Here is a 14,829-nt window from a genome sequence, read left to right as displayed (position 1 = left end):
CAGCCGTCGGGACGAACCGGGCGCCCGGCCCACCGGCTGCCCGCGGCTGTCAACCCGCCGGGCGGGGTGGGGACCCCGCGCGGCCCAGCGCCGCGAGCTGGATCTGCAACGCCAGCCGGGCGCGCGGCGAGGCGAGGTCGACGGGGACGACCTCGGTGAGGCGGCGCAGCCGGTACCGGAGGGTGTTGGGATGCACGTGCAGCTGTCGGGCGGCCCTCGTCGGGTCGCCCTGCTGGTCCAGCCAGGCGGCCACCGTGGCGACGTATTCGGTGCCGTGCTCCCGGTCGTGGGCCACGAGGACGGGCAGCGGCCCACCCACCAGCAGGTCGCCGCTCGGCACCGCGCCGACCACCCGGTGCACGACCACCTCGGCCCACTGGTCCTCGAACCGCAGCACCGGACCGCGTCGCCCCGCCGGGGCGCACAGCGCGAGCAGCTCCGCCGCCTCGGCGCGCGATCGCGGCAGCTCCGTCAGGTCCCGGGCGACACCGCCGGACGCGGCGTACAGGCCCGGGTCGTGCACGGCGACGTCGTGGATCAGCTTCTCCATCCACCGCCGCGACCCGGGCGAGGCGCCCCCGTCGACCAGGACGGCGAACAGGACGTCGCCGACGTCCGCGAGCAGCGGTTGGCGCCAGCCGTGGCGGCGGGTGATCGACTCCCACAGGGCGAGGTTGTCGACCATCTCCCCCGTACCGCCGTGCGCGCCGAGGGCCACGACCCGCCACGGCCCCTCGGGCAGCGCCAGCTCCTCGCGCCCGATGCCGCCGGGGGCCCGCAGGACGGCCCGCAGCCGGTCGGCCGACACCCGGCGCGCGACGTCGGCCTGTACGCGCAGGCGCAGCAGGTGCAGGGCCAGCACCGACGCCGTGCCCTGGAGATCGCGCAGCCGCCCCTCCGGCACGGGGCCCTCGACGACGGCCCAGATCGAGCCGAGCAGTTCGCCTCCGGCGCGGATCGGGATGATGAGGCGGGGCAGCGTCCCGTCCGGGCCCTGTGGTACGAAGATCAGCTCGCTGCCCGTCGCGAGCTTGCGGAAGACGCCACGGGAACGGAAGTGGGCGATCACGTCGCCGGGCGCGCGGCGGCCCACGATCGTCGACACGCGCGCCGGGTCGGTGCGGTCCTGGCGCGACGAGTAGGCGAGCACCCGGGACTGGGCGTCCTCGATCGTCACCGGCGCGTCGACGACGGCGGCGGTCGCGTCGGCGAGGGCGAACAGCTCGTCGTACACGCCAGGCTCCCCGGTCTCCGGCGAGCCGGGCGCGACGGCCCGGTCGATCATCCCGCGCAGCAGCCAGACGAGCTGGGCCCAGGACCCGTGGCGCTGCAACTCCACCAGGGTCAGGCGCCGCTCGGCGGCGGCCGACGTCACGTCGGGGTGCGCGGCCAGCGGGGGCTTGAGGACGAGGCCCGCCGCCCCGGCCTCGTGGCAGCGCGCGACGACGGCGAGTGCCTGCTCGCGGGTGGCGATGCCCGCGCCGAGGACGAGGTCGCCGCTCTGGCCGGGCGTGGCGTCGTCGAGCTCGGCGAGGGTCACGTCGCGTACCTCCGCCTCGCCGGCGGGTACGACGACCTTGAGCAACGCGGCGCCGGCCGCGTCCACCACGCCGGCCACGGTGAGCATGCCGCGATTGTGCCTCGGTCTTGTGCCACCCGGCCAACGACCTGGGCGATCCTTGGCCGCGACGGACAATGACCTCTCGGCCCGGCGGGGACAGGATTGGCCGCAATCCCCGTTGCACCTGAAGGAGAAAACGACATGTCCCCCGTCGAGTCAGTGCCCGCCCCCCAGCACGTCGCCGTCGTCGGCGCGGGGATGGTCGGGCTGGCCACCGCCTGGTTCCTTCAGGAGCGGGGGGTCCGGGTCACCGTGCTCGACCGTACGGGCGTGGCGGCGGGCGCGTCGTGGGGCAACGCCGGCTGGCTCACCCCCGGCATCACCACTCCCCTGCCCGAGCCGGCCGTGCTGCGCTACGGGGTGCGCGCCGTACTCAGCCCGTCCTCCCCGGTCTACGTGCCGCCGCGCGCGGACGCCCGGCTGCTGCGGTTCCTGGCCGGCTTCGCGCGGCATAGCACGCCGTCGAAGTGGCAGCGCGCGATGCGGGCCTTCATCCCGATGAACCGGCGGGCGCTGGCGGCGTTCGACACGCTGACGGCCGGCGGGGTCGCGGCGCCGACGCACGAGGCGAAGTCGTTCCTCGCGGCGTACCGGACCGAGGCCGAACGGTCGGTGCTGCTCGACGAGCTGGCGCACATCCACGCCGCGGGCCAGGGGATCGAGTTCGACGTCCTGACCGGGGCCGAGGCCCGCGAGGTGGAGCCCTCCCTGTCGGACGCGGTCGGCGCCGCCATCCGCCTGCACGACCAGCGCTACGTGAACCCGGGGCAGTACGTGCACGCCCTGGCCGACTCCGTCCGCGCGCGCGGCGGCGCGATCGTGGCCGGGGTGGACGTCGTGGACGTCCGCGACGAGGCGGGCGGCGTGCGCGTGGTGACCTCCGCCGGCACCGACGAGCGCTACGACGCGGTGGTGCTGGCGACCGGCACCTGGCTCGGCCAGCTCGCCCGGCGGTTCGGCGTCCGCACCCTCGTGCAGGCCGGCCGCGGCTACAGCTTCAGCGTCGCGATCGAGCACCTGCCGGCCGGGCCGGTCTACTTCCCCGCCCAGCGCGTCGCCTGCACGCCGCTGGGCGACCGGCTGCGCGTCGCCGGGATGATGGAGTTCCGCAGCGCCGAGGCGCCGCTGGACGGGCGCCGCATCTCGGCCATCGCCGAGGCCGCCCGACCGCTGCTGCGGGGCGCCGACCTGGACGACCGTACCGACGAGTGGGTCGGCTCGCGCCCCTGCACCCCGGACGGGCTTCCCCTGATCGGCCGGACCAGGTCACCGCGCGTCTTCGCCGCCGGCGGCCACGGCATGTGGGGCATCACCCTCGGCCCGCTCACCGGCGAACTGCTCGCCGAGCAGATCACCGGCGGCGGGCAGCCCGTGGAGCTTCGCCCCTTCGACCCGCTGCGCTGAGCCGGGCGCGCCGGAGGTTGCACGGGAGGCGCGCAACGATCGGACGTCGCTCCGCAGGGCGGCGAGTGGCGCGGATCGCCGGTGCGACCCCGGCTGGCAGGGGGCGCAGTAGCGGGTCGCCGGGCGGTGCGCCAACTCCTCGATCGGAATGTCGCGGTCGCATTCCTCGCAGGTGCCGTAGTGCCCCTGTTCCAGGTAGTGCAGCGCCCGGGCGATGTCACCGAGGGCGCGGCGCGTGGCGGCGGTCAACGCGGAGGCGGCCTCGACGTCCACGCCGTCCGAGCACGTCCGGCGCGCCTGCCGGGCCAGCAACGCCAGCTGGGTGCTGTGCCGCTCGTACTGCTCCTCCAGGACGATCCGGAGCACCCCCAGCTCGGCCTGCCTGTTCACGACGTACACGATCGGTTCCTCTTCCTGCTCGGGGCGAAAAGAAAGGGCGGAGCGCTGATGCGCTCCGCCCGCCGGTGCCGGTCCTGTGGATCTCGACCGGGTGGTGGGGGGCGGCGCGGACGAGGCGCCCGCCGGGTCGGCGGCGCGACGGCGCCCCGGCGGGCGACCGACGGCACGACGAGGCGACGGGTGGCCGTACCCGCCACGGGGCGGGTCAGCGGACCGACCGTCGCGGCCGTGCGCGGCGGGGCGCAAAGGTCCTGGCGGGCCGCGGTGCGGCGCTGCCGGGAGGGGCCGGGGACGGTCACGGCGCCACCATAGACCGAAGGTCCGCGTACCGGCCAACGGCCGTCGGGGCGCGGGCCCCGCGGCGGCTCGCCGGGTCGGTCGGGGCGGCTGCGACGTGGCGCACGACCACGCCCTCTACGTCGAGCCCAACGTCTGGGTCCGGCACCGGCTCTAGCGCGTCGTGTCACCCGGCGCGGGCCAGTTGCGCAGCAGGACGTCGAGGGCGTCCAGGACCCGCGACCAGGTCTCCTGCGTGTCGGGGGCGCTGTGGCTGAACCCGCCGCCCATCTCCAGGCTGACGTAGCCGTGGAAGACGCTGCCCAGCAGCCGGACGGCGTGCGTCTGGTCCGGCTCGCTCAGGTCGTAGCCGCGCAGCAGCGCCCGGGTCAGCTGGGCGTGCCGGCCGCCGGCGCTGGCAGCCGCCGTCTGCGGGTCGAGCCGGAGCTGGGCGGCGGCGTAGCGGCCGGGGTGCTCCCGGGCGTAGTCGCGGTAGACGTCGGCGAGGGCGGTCAGGGCGCCCTTGCCGGCGCGGCCGGCCAGGGCGTCGGCGGCCCGGTCGGCGAGTTCCTCCAGGGCCAGCAGGGCGATCCTGGTCTTGAGGTCCTGGGAGCTCTTCAGGTGCGAGTAGAGGCTCGCGACCTTGACGTCGAACCGCCTGGCGACCGCCGAGACGGTCACCTGGTCGAAGCCGACTTCATCGGCCAGCTCGGCGCCCGCCAGGGTCAGGCGCTCCGTGGTCAGTCCTGCGCGGCCCATGCTCCTCCGCCCGCTCGGCATGACTCATTATGCATTTGCCTAATACCTTTAGGCAAATTAGCGTGCGTTGTATGAAGCCGCTGACCGAGCAGGAGATCCGTACCGCCTTCGTGAACTGCACCAAGGGCGAGGCCAGGCGCCTGTCCGTCCCGCGTGACCTGGCCGAGCGCCCCTGGGACGATCTGGACTACCTCGGCTGGCGGGATCCGCGCGCCCCCCATCGCGCGTACCTCGTCACGGAGCTGGACGGCCAGCCCCGGGCCCTCGCGCTGCGCTGCCCCAGCCCCGCCCCCACGCAACCACGGCGCGGCATGTGCTCGATGTGCCTGACCTCCCCCACCGGCGGCGTCTCGCTGATGGTCGCGCCGAGGGCGGGCAGGGCCGGGCAGCAGGGCAACACCGTCGGCACCTACATGTGCAGCGACCTCGCCTGCTCGCTGTACGTGCGGGGCAAGAAGGACGCGGGCGCCGGCGCCCGGCTGCACGAGTCGCTCACCGTGGGGGAGAAGATCCAACGGACCGTGGCGAACGTCGCCGCGTTCATCGCCACCGTGACCGCGTGAACCGCCGCAGGCGGCATCGCCGCCGGGTCGACCGCTCCCGCCGCGCCACCTGAACGGGCCGAGGAGTCGGCGATCATCCTGCCGGGCTCACGCCGCGTACCGTCGCCACCGGCAACCGGGTCGGCACCGGGACCGTCCGGCGGGCAGGCGTACCACCGCGCCAGCGGCAGCGCGACGTCCACGCGGAGACCGGGGGTGGGCCGTCGCGGTGCGGGCGGCGCGGTGGCGGGAGCCGGGCTGACGGCCGGGACCGGACCGCCGGCCCGGGACGGCGACACCGGGACCGTCGAGGACAGCGCCACGAACACCACCGCGACGACGGCGGCAGCCAGGGCCGCGCGACGTCCGGCCGGCAGCACGCCCGGCGGCGCCTGATCCGGGTGGACCGGCTGCGGTGGTGCCGGCCGCGCGCGCCGGTGGGCGGCCAGCAGCGCATCGAGCTGCCCGACGACGCCGGCCCGACCGCCGGTGGCGGCGGCGAAGGCCAGGGTGAGGTAGAAGCGGAAGTTCACAGCCGCGACGGCCGGCACCCGCAGCCCGGCCAGCCGGCGCCCGTCGGTCGCGTGCAGCAGGGTGAGCGGGGCCGCGGGATGGTGCGCGGGCCCCACCAGGTCCGCGTACCGCCACTCGCGCCGCCGCCCGCCCGGCGAGGCGAAGGCGACGCGGTGGTTGGTCACCACGGCCATGCCCGTCGCGACGCACCGCACGCCCCTCGGCAGGGCGCGGCCGGCGACGTCCTTCGTGACGACGGTCGGACCGGGGGCGGGCAGCCCGGTGCCGTGCCGCGCGTCCGCCTCGACCAGGTCCGCGACCGGCAGCACCCGGTAGACCACCTCGTCGCCGTCGAGCTCCACCGGCAGGCCGGCCCTCGGTCGCGTGCAGCCGAGGAACCCGGCCGCCTCGATCCGCAGCCGGACCAGGTGGTCGTGGTGCCGCCGCCAGGCCGCGACCTCCGCGTCGTACGCGCACCGTCGCCGGTCGTTCTCGCGCTCCGCCCACCTGGTCGTCCACTCGGGCTGCGCCGCCGCCGAGGCGGCGGTGATGGATGGCGAGGTTCCCGTCACGTCTCGTACAACCGCCGGCCGCCCGTCGAGGAAACTGGCGCCGGCCCGATCCGGTGTCCCGGGGCTCAGGCCCCGGCGAGGGTACCCGTTCAGTCGCGCCTCGGCCGCCCGCCAGTCGTAACAGCATCCGCATCGGGTGCGTGCGTTTCCGAAGTCGGAATGACGCCGCACGCCACATTTTCGCGAAATGGTTTCAGTGTGCGGCGAAAAACAAAGGAAACCCGATCCCACTTAAACGTATATCGCACCCGGGGGCTTGCGGCAAGACCCGGGTCTTGCCGCAGAATCGTCGGCCGGACCCGGATCAACCTAAGAAATGGGGCACGACGTGCGGGTGTTGGTGTCGACCCACGGAAATCGCGGTGTCGGACGGTACGTGTCGGCTCTGCGGGAGGTCGACGAGGAGCAGGTCGCCGTCGTGGGCGGCAAGGGCGCGCACCTGGGGGCGTTGTCGCGGATCGACGGCGTACGGGTGCCGGCAGGCTTCTGCGTGACGACGCACGCCTTCCGGCGCATCATGGCCGAGGCACCCTCGGCCGACGATCTGCTCGATCGGCTGTCGCGCCTGGACGCGGACGACCGGGAGGCGATCCGTGCGCTCAGCGCGGAGATCCGCCAAAGCATCGAAGGGTCCGTGCTTCCCGACGACGTGGCCGCGGCGATCGTCCGGGCTCTCCGCGACCTCGGCGAGCGAACCGCCTGTGCCGTGCGTTCCAGCGCGACGGCCGAGGACCTGCCGACCGCCTCCTTCGCGGGCCAGCAGGACAGCTACCTCAACGTCGTGGGGCGGACGGCGGTCCTTCAGCACGTCAGCCGGTGCTGGGCCTCGCTCTTCACGGAGCGGGCCGTGACGTACCGCCAGCGCAACGGCATCGACCACCGCGAGGTCCAGATGGCCGTCGTCGTGCAGGAGATGGTCTTCCCGCAGGCCGCCGGCGTCCTGTTCACGGCCGATCCCGTCACGTCCAACCGGAGGGTCGCCTCCGTGGAGGCCAGCTTCGGCCTCGGCGAGGCCCTGGTCTCCGGCCTGGTGAACGCGGACGCCTACCGGGTGCGCGACGACGAGATCATCGGCAGGACGATCGCCGCCAAGCGGCTCGCCGTCCACGCCCTGCCGACCGGCGGGACGCGGGAACGGGCGATCGACCCCGAGCGACAGGAGCAGCCGGCGCTCACGGATGCTCAGGTCGTGCGGCTGGTGCGGTTGGGCCGGCGGATCGAGGCCCACTTCGGCCATCCCCAGGACATCGAATGGTGCCTGGTCGACGACGACTTCGAGATCGTCCAGAGCCGACCGATCACCACGCTGTTCCCCGTCCCCGAGGCCGGCAACGCGGGAAACCGCGTCTACGTCTCCGTCGGGCACCAGCAGATGATGACCGATCCGATGAAGCCCCTGGGCATCTCCGTGTGGCAGCTGACCGCCATGGCGCCGATGCACGAGGCCGGTGGGCGGCTGTTCGTGGACGCCACCCGGGCCCTGGCCTCGCCGGCGGGCCGCGCCGGCTTCCTGGAGATGGTGGGGCGGTCCGATCCGCTGGTCCGGGACGCGCTGCAGAGCGTCGTCGACCGGGGCGACTTCCTTCCGTCGCTGCCCGACCAGGGCCCGGCCGGACCGACCGGGGGCGGCGCGCCCACCCCGATCGAGACCGATCCGGCCATCGTCACCGACCTGATCGAACGCAGCCAGGCGTCCATCGCCACCCTGCGACGCGACATCCGGACGGTGTCCGGGCCGGCGCTGTTCGACTTCCTCCTGGCGGCCTTCGAGGAGCACAGGCGCGCCCTCGGTGATCCGTTGAGCATGCAGGCGATCATGGCGGGGATGGAGGCCACCTGGTGGCTCAACGAGCGGTTGCAGGCGTGGCTTGGCGAGCGGAACGCCGCCGACACGCTCACGTTGTCCGCGCCTGACAACGTCACGTCGGAGATGGGGCTGGCCCTCCTGGACGTCGCCGACGTCATCCGCCCGCATCCGCAGGTCGTGGCCTTCCTGCGGGAGGCCGGGGACGACAACTTCCTGGATGGGTTGGTCGAGCTCCCGGGCGGCCGGGAGGCGCGCGACGCCATCCAGGCCTATCTCGACAGGTACGGCATGCGCTGCGTCGGCGAGATCGACATCACGAGGCCACGCTGGAGCGAGCGCCCCGGCACGCTCGTGCCCGTCATCCTCGACAACATCAGGAACCTCGAGCCGGGTGCCGGCAAGCGGCGCTTCGAGCAGGGGCACCGGCAGGCGCAGCAGAAGCAACGGGAGGTCCTGGAGCGCCTGCGCGCCCTGCCGGACGGGGAGCGGAAGGCGGCCGAGACCAAGCGGATGATCGACCGGGTCCGCACCTTCATCGGCTACCGGGAGTACCCGAAGTACGCCATCGTCAGCCGCTACCTCATCTACAAGCAGGCCCTGCTGGCGGAGGCCGAGCGCCTCGTACGGGCCGACGTGCTCCGGGAGAAGGAGGACATCTTCTACCTCACGTTCCAGGAACTGCACGACGTCGTACGCACGAGCGAGGTGGACGACCGGCTCATCCACCGGCGCAAGGAGGCGTTCCGGTCGTACCGGACGCTCACCCCGCCCCGGGTGCTCACCTCGGAGGGTGAGGGCATCACCGGGGCGTACCGGCGCGACGACGTGCCGACCGGCGCGCTGGTCGGCCTCCCGGTCTCCGGCGGGATCGTCGAGGGGCGGGCGCGCGTCGTCCTGGACCTGGCCGAGGCCCATCTCGAACCGGGCGACATCCTGGTCACCGCCTACACAGACCCGAGCTGGTCACCCCTGTTCGTCGCGATCGAGGGACTGGTGACCGAGGTGGGCGGCCTCATGACCCACGGGGCGGTCGTCGCCCGCGAGTACGGCCTGCCCGCCCTCGTCGGGGTGGAGAACGCGACCAGGCTGATCCGGGACGGGCAGCGGATCCGCCTGCACGCCACCGACGGGTACGTCCAGATCCTGCCCTGACCGGCCGGGTCCGTGTCGGGTGGTCATCGGTCCTGCGGGGTCTCGGTGTTCTCGACCCGTGCGATGAGGGCCTTCAGCCGTGCGATCTCCTCGGCCAGGGCGGTGTGGCCGGCGGGGGTGAGGGTGATCCAGGTGCGGCCGCGTCGACCCTGGTAGCCCTTCTCCACCCCGATGAGGCCGGCCGCCTCCAGCACGCTCAGGTGCTTGGAGAGATTCCCGGCGGTCAGCTCGAGCTGGGTACGCAGGAACCCGAACTCGACCCGGCGGGCCTCGTGCGCGATGGTGAGGATGCCGAGGCGGACCCGCTGGTGCACCACGTCGTCGAGGTCGGTGACCGGATGCGCGGGCGCGGACCCGTCCGGCGCCGGGGTGACGGCCGGGTCGCTCATCGGGGCCGCCGCAGCCGCGGGGCGAGCGCGAAGCCGGCGCTACCCAACAGCAGCAGGCCGCCCGTGATGACCAGCATGGGCGCGGCCTGCCACCGGCCTGCGATCACCGCGTAGGCCACCAGCAGCGCCGCCAGCCAGTAGAGCTGCGCGACGGGCTCCCAGACCTTGCACACCTCACCGCCGTCGGCCGCCCGGCAGTCGCGCACGATCGTGGGACCCCCGCCGGAGGCGGGAATCGCGCCGAAGGTCACCACGGCCAGCACCAGCAGCGGCAGCCACGTCACCCGCCGGGCCAGGCGTACGCGGCGGGAGAGGCCGCGTACGTCGGCCAGGAGCCGGCGGGGATCGCCGCCGGCAGGAACCACATCCGAGGTCATGCCAATAGGTATCCATAACAAACCTGTTGGCGCCAGCCCTCCACGCGCACGCATTCCACCCGGCGAGCGCCCCGTCCGGGACGGTCGCGGTTGGTTGGCCCCGCATGTGGGCAGGGCCCCCGCCGAGATGGCGGAGGCCCTGCGTCGGAAGCTTCGGTCGGGCGCGGTCAGCACCAACCGTTGATCGGGCCGTTCACCCCGGTCCACAGGTAGGCGTCGGACACCCAGGTGCCGTCGCTCAGCCGGTTCCACAGCGCGGTGCTGCCGTACCGCCCGGTGTGGGAGGTGCCGTTGGCGGAGCAGGAGACGGTGACGGTCGCGCCGTCGCCCACCGACCCCTGCACGGCGTAGCCGGTGCCGGGCCCGGACCGCTTGGTCAGCGTGCCCCCGCCGTTGGCGTCGACCACCGCCTGGTTGAAGCCCAGCGCCCCGTAGTTGTAGAGGGCGCCGCCGGCACCCCGCCAGGTCGAGCCGTGCCGCGCGCCACCCTGGTAGGGGCCGGCGCCGTTCTCGAACGTCCACTTGCCGATGCCGTGCCCGCCGATGGAGACGTAGGCGCTGTTCTGTCGCAGCCCGAAGTGGACGTGCCGGCCGGAGGCCGCCCCGCCGCAGGTGACGTCGGTGCCCGTGTAGCCCAGGTACGCGCCCTGGCCGACGGCGGCGCCGTTGACCGAGATGCTGCTCCACAGGTGGTAGTAGTCGGTGGAGTAGCCCCGGTCGTGGATCACCCGGATCCAGCCCGTGCACATCGTGTACGCCGTGCCGGCCCGCGCCGCACGGACCACCTGGTCGCCGCCGGCCAGGTCGATCGAGCTGTACGGCGCCTCGGAGCCGCCCCAGCCGTGCGGGCCGCCGGTCAGCGTCCAGGTCTGGCCGACCGCGAAGGGCAGGGCCATTCCGGTCCGGTAGTCGCCGCCCGCGTACATGGTGCCCGGCGTACGCGTGAAGGTCGCCTTCTCCTGCTTGTTCACCAGGGGCGACTCGGCGGCCAGCTCGCTGAACCCGGCCTCGCCGTCGAAGTTCACCCGCCACGTGCCGGCCTCGGCGCGGGCGATGAAGATCGCGCCGGTCGGGTGGACGTCCTTCTCGTGGGTGGTGACGGCGACGGCGGTGCCGAAGGCCCACTGGCCGTTCCTGCGGGTGACGCTCACGCGGGTCTCGGAGTTCTCGGCGTCCTCCGCCGCGGGGCTGTCCGCGTGCTCCGCCGCCGCGGCGTCGACCTGCGCGCGCAGCTTGGCGGCCACGGCGTCCTCGACGCTCAACCGGACCGGATCCGGAGTGGGCCGGGCGGCGTGCGCCGCAGTGCCCGCGACCAGGAGCTCCGTCGCCAGCAGGGCGGTGGCGATGCCGGCCCATCGTCTGATGTGCACCATTGACGACCTCTTTCAATCGAAGGACATCGCTAAGTGGTGCTGACGATAGACAGAACGAGGAAGATTGTCTACATGTTGACCCGTGGGCAATGAAGGTATGTTTCGCCCGCCCCTGCCGGTGGCGGCGGCTACGGGCTGGTCGCGGTGGCCGCCTCGGGGACGAGGGTGGCCCGGCTGCGGTGCGCGACCGGGATGATCAGCGCCGATGCCGCCAGCGCGGCGAGCGCGATGCCGAGCCAGCCCCAGAAGCCGAAGGCGATGACCAGGCCGGACAGCGCGGCCGGGCCGACGATGTTCTGCGTGATCACGTGCAGGTCGAACGCGCCCAGGTACTCGCCCTGTGCGTGCTCGGGGGCGAGGCCGAACGCGAGGCCCCACCCCGAGGCCGCCTGCATGACCTCGGCCACCGACAGGATCAGCACCGCGGCGACGATCGCGACGCAGACCAGTACGACGTTGTCGCCGAGGGCGCTCACCGCGATGACGGCGCAGCCGCCCGCCAGCCAGTAGCCGGAACGCCGCGCGAGCCGGCCGGCGCCCTCGACGGTGTCCGCGCCACGGCTGGCCCGCACCTGGAACAGGATCACGAACACCGTGTTGAAGATGAGCAGCAGCGGGACCAGGAAGTGCGGCAGCGAGGTGCGGTTGAGCGCCCACAGCGGCATCGTGACCAGGATGACGGTGACGTGCGAGGCGAGCACCGTCGAGACGCCGATGACGGCGAGGAAGCGCGGGTCGCGTACGGCGGCGAAGCGCTTGAAGCCCACCGGCGCGGGGCGCGGCGGCACGTCGGGCAGGCGGGTGACCAGCAGCGCGGCCCCGGCCATCAGCGCGGCGGTGCTGAGCGGGATCAGCACGAGCAGCCGCTGGTCGAGCGCGGCGACGGCCGCCACGCCGATGCCGATGCTGAACCCGATGTTGAACACCGACCGCATCATCGCCTTGAGCTTGACCCGCTCCTCGGCGGGCACGAGGTTGCCGACGAGGGCGCCGTTGGTCGGGCCGGTGCCGTACTCGAGGAAGCCGACGGCGACCACCAGGACGAAGAAGTGGGTCGCGCCGTCCACGAGGGTGTAGAGCCCGAAGCCCACCGCCAGCGCGGCGAAGAGGATGACGAGCAGCCGGCGCGCGCCCACCCGGTCGGCGACGACGCCGAACAGGACCGACGAGATGAAGGCGGACAGTCCCGCCGCCGACAGGCCCAGACCGACCTGTCGGGCGTCGAGCCCGACGCGAAGCGTGAAGTAGACGACGCTGCCGCTGAGGAAGACTCCCTTGCCGATCGATTCGGCCAGCCGGATCGCGATCAGTTTCCTGCGCAGCGGATCGGTCGGCACCAGACGCGACGAATAATCGAGCAGTCGAGACAACGGCATATTTGCACATCCTGGTGTGGTGGATCGGTCGCGTCGATCCTCCGGGCGAAGACGCCGGGCGGGACAGGGCGCACGGCGGACGGGGCACGGGACGACTTCCCGGCCGACCAGGGAAGGTCTCCCGTGGACGCCCGGCGGGCGATGCGCTAGCCAGGGCGGCCGGGTCGGCCCTCCGTGGCCGCGTGAGCAGGCCTTCGGGCGCCTCGTCCCGGCATTCCCGTTCTGTCGCGGCCTGCTCCATTCAGACCGAGGATCGCCTTCGACGCTTTTCATTTAATTGGTCGTGGGAAATGCGTCAGATGATTGACATGGCTGCCGTCGCGTCGAGTTCATGTGTTGTTCTATTGCCCGTCAGAATGTTCACGCCGATCACGGTCGGCGCTTCCGCGACGCCTTCCGGACCGGGAGGCGTCGCGGAACCAGTTAGGACGGGTGGGGTGTGGCAATGGTCAGCGTTGGCTCGACCCCGGAACCGGCTCATACGATGAGGCGGGAACCGGGAGACGTCGCGGACGGCGCAAAACGTCGCGCCGTGACAGTTGTGCTGGCCGACGCCCAGCCGGTGGTACGCAGGGGCCTGCACGCCCTGCTGTCGCCCTCGGCTGAGGTGACCGTGGTGGCCGAGGCGGGCACCACGCGGGAGGCGATGCGGTCGGTGGCGTCGTTGCGCCCCGACGTGCTCGTGCTCGACGTCGAGCTGCCGGGCTTCCAGGTGGGGGTGACGTTGCAGGAGATCGCCCGGATGTCACCGTCGACCGCGGTGCTGGTCTTCACCGCCGTCGAGGACGAGGCGTCGGTCTTCGCGGCCATGCGGGCGGGCGCCCGCGGTTACGTGCTCAAGAGCTGCCCGGGCGACGGGATCGTCCGCACGATCCGGGGCCTGGCGACGGGCGAGGTGATCCTCGGCCCCCGCGTGGCCGACCAGCTCGTCAGGCAGCTCGGGCGGGAACCACGCAACCAGCAGCTCTTCCCGGAGCTGACCACGCGTGAACGGCAGGTGCTGGAGCTGATCGCGTCCGGCATGCGTAACGGGGCGATCGCCACCCGGCTGAACCTGTCGCCGAAGACGGTCAGCAACCACATCTCGACGATCTTCAGCAAGCTCAACGTGTCGGACCGGCACGAGGCGATCGAGGTCGCCCGCAAGGCCAGGCTGGAGCGCGTCGGGTCGTACGGGCCGGGCTCCCACCCGCTGCCCGGCGGCGGCGCCCCGTCGGCCCGGGCGCACGGCGGCACCCCCCTGCCGGGCGGCTCCGCCGCGTACGCCGGCGCGAGATCGACGGAGAGGTGAGCGGGATGACCCTGGATCTGGAGGCGGTCGCGAAGCGGCTGGAGCCGCGGTTCGGCAAGGCGGCGCACCGCTGGGTCGGCACGCTGACCCGACGGCTCGACGAACTCGTCGCGCGGTGGGAGCTCGACCTCGGCGAGCCGGTCAAGTCCGGCAACTCCTCGGTGGTGTTCCGGTGCCGGCACCCGCGGGGCGAGGCGGTGCTGAAGCTGTCGCCCGACAGCTACGCCGTACGCGAGGAGGTCGACATGCTGCGCCAGTTCGCGCCCAGCGGGCGGGTGCCGGCGGTGCTGGCGGCGGAGAAGGGCGCGGTGCTGCTCGAGTCGATCCACCCGGGCACGCTGGTGGAGAAGATGCCGCGACCGCCGTCGCCGCAGGAGTACGCCGCCTTCCTCAACGACCTGCACGGCGCGGGTGACCCGGCCGCCGCCCCGCGCCGGCTGGAGGACTGGATCGACGTGCTGTTCAACTCGGCGACGCGGCGGGGCGCCGACCTCGCCGGGTCGAAGCGGCTGCGCGACGACCTCTTCGCCGCACCCACCGCCACCGTGCTGCTGCACGGCGACCTGCACCTGGGCAACGTGCTCGCCGGCGGCGTGAAGGGCCTGGTCGCCATCGACCCGATGGCCTGCGCCGGCGACCCGTGCTTCGACGCGGTCGACTACGTGCTGGAGGGCCTGGACCGCGCGGAGATGCTGCGCCGGCGCGACGAACTGGCCGCGGCGGCCGGCATCGACGTGGCGCGGCTCGACGCGTGGTGCCGGGTCACCGCCCCGATCGGCGCGACGTACGTCAGCAACCCGGGACACTCCGCGGAGCTGGCCGCCTTCGGGCGCGGCGAGTACTAGGCACTCCCCGACCGGGTGGTCCCGCACGGCCGCCCCGACGCACCCCGACCGGCCCCCGGTCCGACGGCTGACCCCGTCGGACCGGGGGCCGCGCCGCGTCCCGGGGTCGGGGTGGGGCGTCCGGCACCCGACC

The 14,829-nt window shown here is 73.4% G+C and carries 11 protein-coding genes; 5 read left to right on the top strand and 6 right to left on the bottom strand.

What is annotated here, in order from left to right:
• Window positions 1–49: 49 nt before the first annotated feature.
• The gene (locus tag GA0070610_RS12105; RefSeq protein WP_089000125.1) at window positions 50–1,627 is read right to left on the bottom strand and encodes a helix-turn-helix domain-containing protein; all 1,578 of its coding nucleotides are present in this window, start codon (window positions 1,625–1,627) and stop codon (window positions 50–52) included.
• Between the two features lie 135 nt (window positions 1,628–1,762).
• Between GA0070610_RS12105 and GA0070610_RS12100 the strand changes: the two genes are divergently transcribed.
• Entirely contained in the window at window positions 1,763–3,025 is a 1,263-nt protein-coding gene (locus GA0070610_RS12100; RefSeq protein ID WP_089000124.1) for an NAD(P)/FAD-dependent oxidoreductase, read from the top strand.
• A gap of 849 nt (window positions 3,026–3,874) precedes the next feature.
• Here the strand turns inward: GA0070610_RS12100 and GA0070610_RS12095 are convergent.
• Window positions 3,875–4,459 (bottom strand): TetR/AcrR family transcriptional regulator, encoded by a 585-nt coding sequence (locus GA0070610_RS12095; protein WP_089000123.1) that lies wholly within the window; start codon window positions 4,457–4,459, stop codon window positions 3,875–3,877.
• Window positions 4,460–4,530: 71 nt separating this feature from the next.
• On the opposite strand from GA0070610_RS12095, the gene GA0070610_RS12090 reads away from it, so the two are divergent.
• Together GA0070610_RS12090 and rph are read left to right on the top strand one after the other, a co-directional pair.
• On the top strand, window positions 4,531–5,022 hold the full coding sequence (locus GA0070610_RS12090; protein ID WP_089000122.1) for an FBP domain-containing protein: 492 nt from the start codon (window positions 4,531–4,533) through the stop codon (window positions 5,020–5,022).
• A gap of 1,380 nt (window positions 5,023–6,402) precedes the next feature.
• Window positions 6,403–9,045, top strand: coding sequence for a rifamycin-inactivating phosphotransferase (gene rph / locus GA0070610_RS12080; RefSeq protein ID WP_089000120.1), 2,643 nt, complete (start codon window positions 6,403–6,405; stop codon window positions 9,043–9,045).
• Between the two features lie 23 nt (window positions 9,046–9,068).
• On the opposite strand, the gene GA0070610_RS12075 is transcribed toward rph, so the two are convergent.
• From GA0070610_RS12075 to GA0070610_RS12060, 4 genes are all read right to left on the bottom strand, one after another.
• Window positions 9,069–9,434, bottom strand: coding sequence for a winged helix-turn-helix domain-containing protein (locus GA0070610_RS12075; RefSeq protein WP_089000119.1), 366 nt, complete (start codon window positions 9,432–9,434; stop codon window positions 9,069–9,071).
• Window positions 9,431–9,811 carry a hypothetical protein gene (locus tag GA0070610_RS12070; RefSeq protein ID WP_089000118.1) on the bottom strand — a complete coding sequence of 127 codons (381 nt, stop codon included), beginning with the start codon at window positions 9,809–9,811 and terminating at the stop codon, window positions 9,431–9,433. The genes GA0070610_RS12075 and GA0070610_RS12070 overlap by 4 nt, the downstream gene beginning before the upstream one ends.
• 167 nt (window positions 9,812–9,978) lie before the next feature.
• A complete protein-coding gene (locus tag GA0070610_RS12065) occupies window positions 9,979–11,184 on the bottom strand; it encodes a peptidoglycan DD-metalloendopeptidase family protein (protein WP_089000117.1) in 1,206 nt (401 codons plus the stop codon).
• Between the two features lie 128 nt (window positions 11,185–11,312).
• Window positions 11,313–12,560: an MFS transporter gene (locus GA0070610_RS12060; protein WP_172896518.1), complete on the bottom strand. Its 1,248-nt coding sequence runs from the start codon at window positions 12,558–12,560 to the stop codon at window positions 11,313–11,315.
• A 532-nt stretch (window positions 12,561–13,092) separates the two neighbouring features.
• Between GA0070610_RS12060 and GA0070610_RS12055 the strand changes: the two genes are divergently transcribed.
• The gene (locus GA0070610_RS12055; protein ID WP_197697832.1) at window positions 13,093–13,851 is read left to right on the top strand and encodes a LuxR C-terminal-related transcriptional regulator; all 759 of its coding nucleotides are present in this window, start codon (window positions 13,093–13,095) and stop codon (window positions 13,849–13,851) included.
• A gap of 5 nt (window positions 13,852–13,856) precedes the next feature.
• A complete protein-coding gene (locus tag GA0070610_RS12050) occupies window positions 13,857–14,696 on the top strand; it encodes an aminoglycoside phosphotransferase family protein (RefSeq protein ID WP_089000114.1) in 840 nt (279 codons plus the stop codon).
• The last annotated feature ends 133 nt before the right edge of the window (window positions 14,697–14,829 follow it).

Source organism: Micromonospora echinofusca, assembly GCF_900091445.1.
GTDB classification, from domain to species: Bacteria; Actinomycetota; Actinomycetes; order Mycobacteriales; family Micromonosporaceae; genus Micromonospora; species Micromonospora echinofusca.
Note: the sequence above shows the minus strand (reverse complement) of the source record. Positions and strands in the feature narration are given on the sequence as shown.

Excerpts from the sequence above, each read along its gene's own strand:
- GA0070610_RS12105 (WP_089000125.1), bottom strand. The coding sequence starts at position 1,627 with ATGCTCACCGTGGCCGGCGTGGTGGACGCGGCCGGCGCCGCGTTGCTC.
- GA0070610_RS12100 (WP_089000124.1), top strand. The coding sequence starts at position 1,763 with ATGTCCCCCGTCGAGTCAGTGCCCGCCCCCCAGCACGTCGCCGTCGTC.
- GA0070610_RS12095 (WP_089000123.1), bottom strand. The coding sequence starts at position 4,459 with ATGGGCCGCGCAGGACTGACCACGGAGCGCCTGACCCTGGCGGGCGCC.
- GA0070610_RS12090 (WP_089000122.1), top strand. The coding sequence starts at position 4,531 with ATGAAGCCGCTGACCGAGCAGGAGATCCGTACCGCCTTCGTGAACTGC.
- rph (WP_089000120.1), top strand. The coding sequence starts at position 6,403 with ATGGGGCACGACGTGCGGGTGTTGGTGTCGACCCACGGAAATCGCGGT.
- GA0070610_RS12075 (WP_089000119.1), bottom strand. The coding sequence starts at position 9,434 with ATGAGCGACCCGGCCGTCACCCCGGCGCCGGACGGGTCCGCGCCCGCG.
- GA0070610_RS12070 (WP_089000118.1), bottom strand. The coding sequence starts at position 9,811 with ATGACCTCGGATGTGGTTCCTGCCGGCGGCGATCCCCGCCGGCTCCTG.
- GA0070610_RS12065 (WP_089000117.1), bottom strand. The coding sequence starts at position 11,184 with ATGGTGCACATCAGACGATGGGCCGGCATCGCCACCGCCCTGCTGGCG.
- GA0070610_RS12060 (WP_172896518.1), bottom strand. The coding sequence starts at position 12,560 with ATGCCGTTGTCTCGACTGCTCGATTATTCGTCGCGTCTGGTGCCGACC.
- GA0070610_RS12050 (WP_089000114.1), top strand. The coding sequence starts at position 13,857 with ATGACCCTGGATCTGGAGGCGGTCGCGAAGCGGCTGGAGCCGCGGTTC.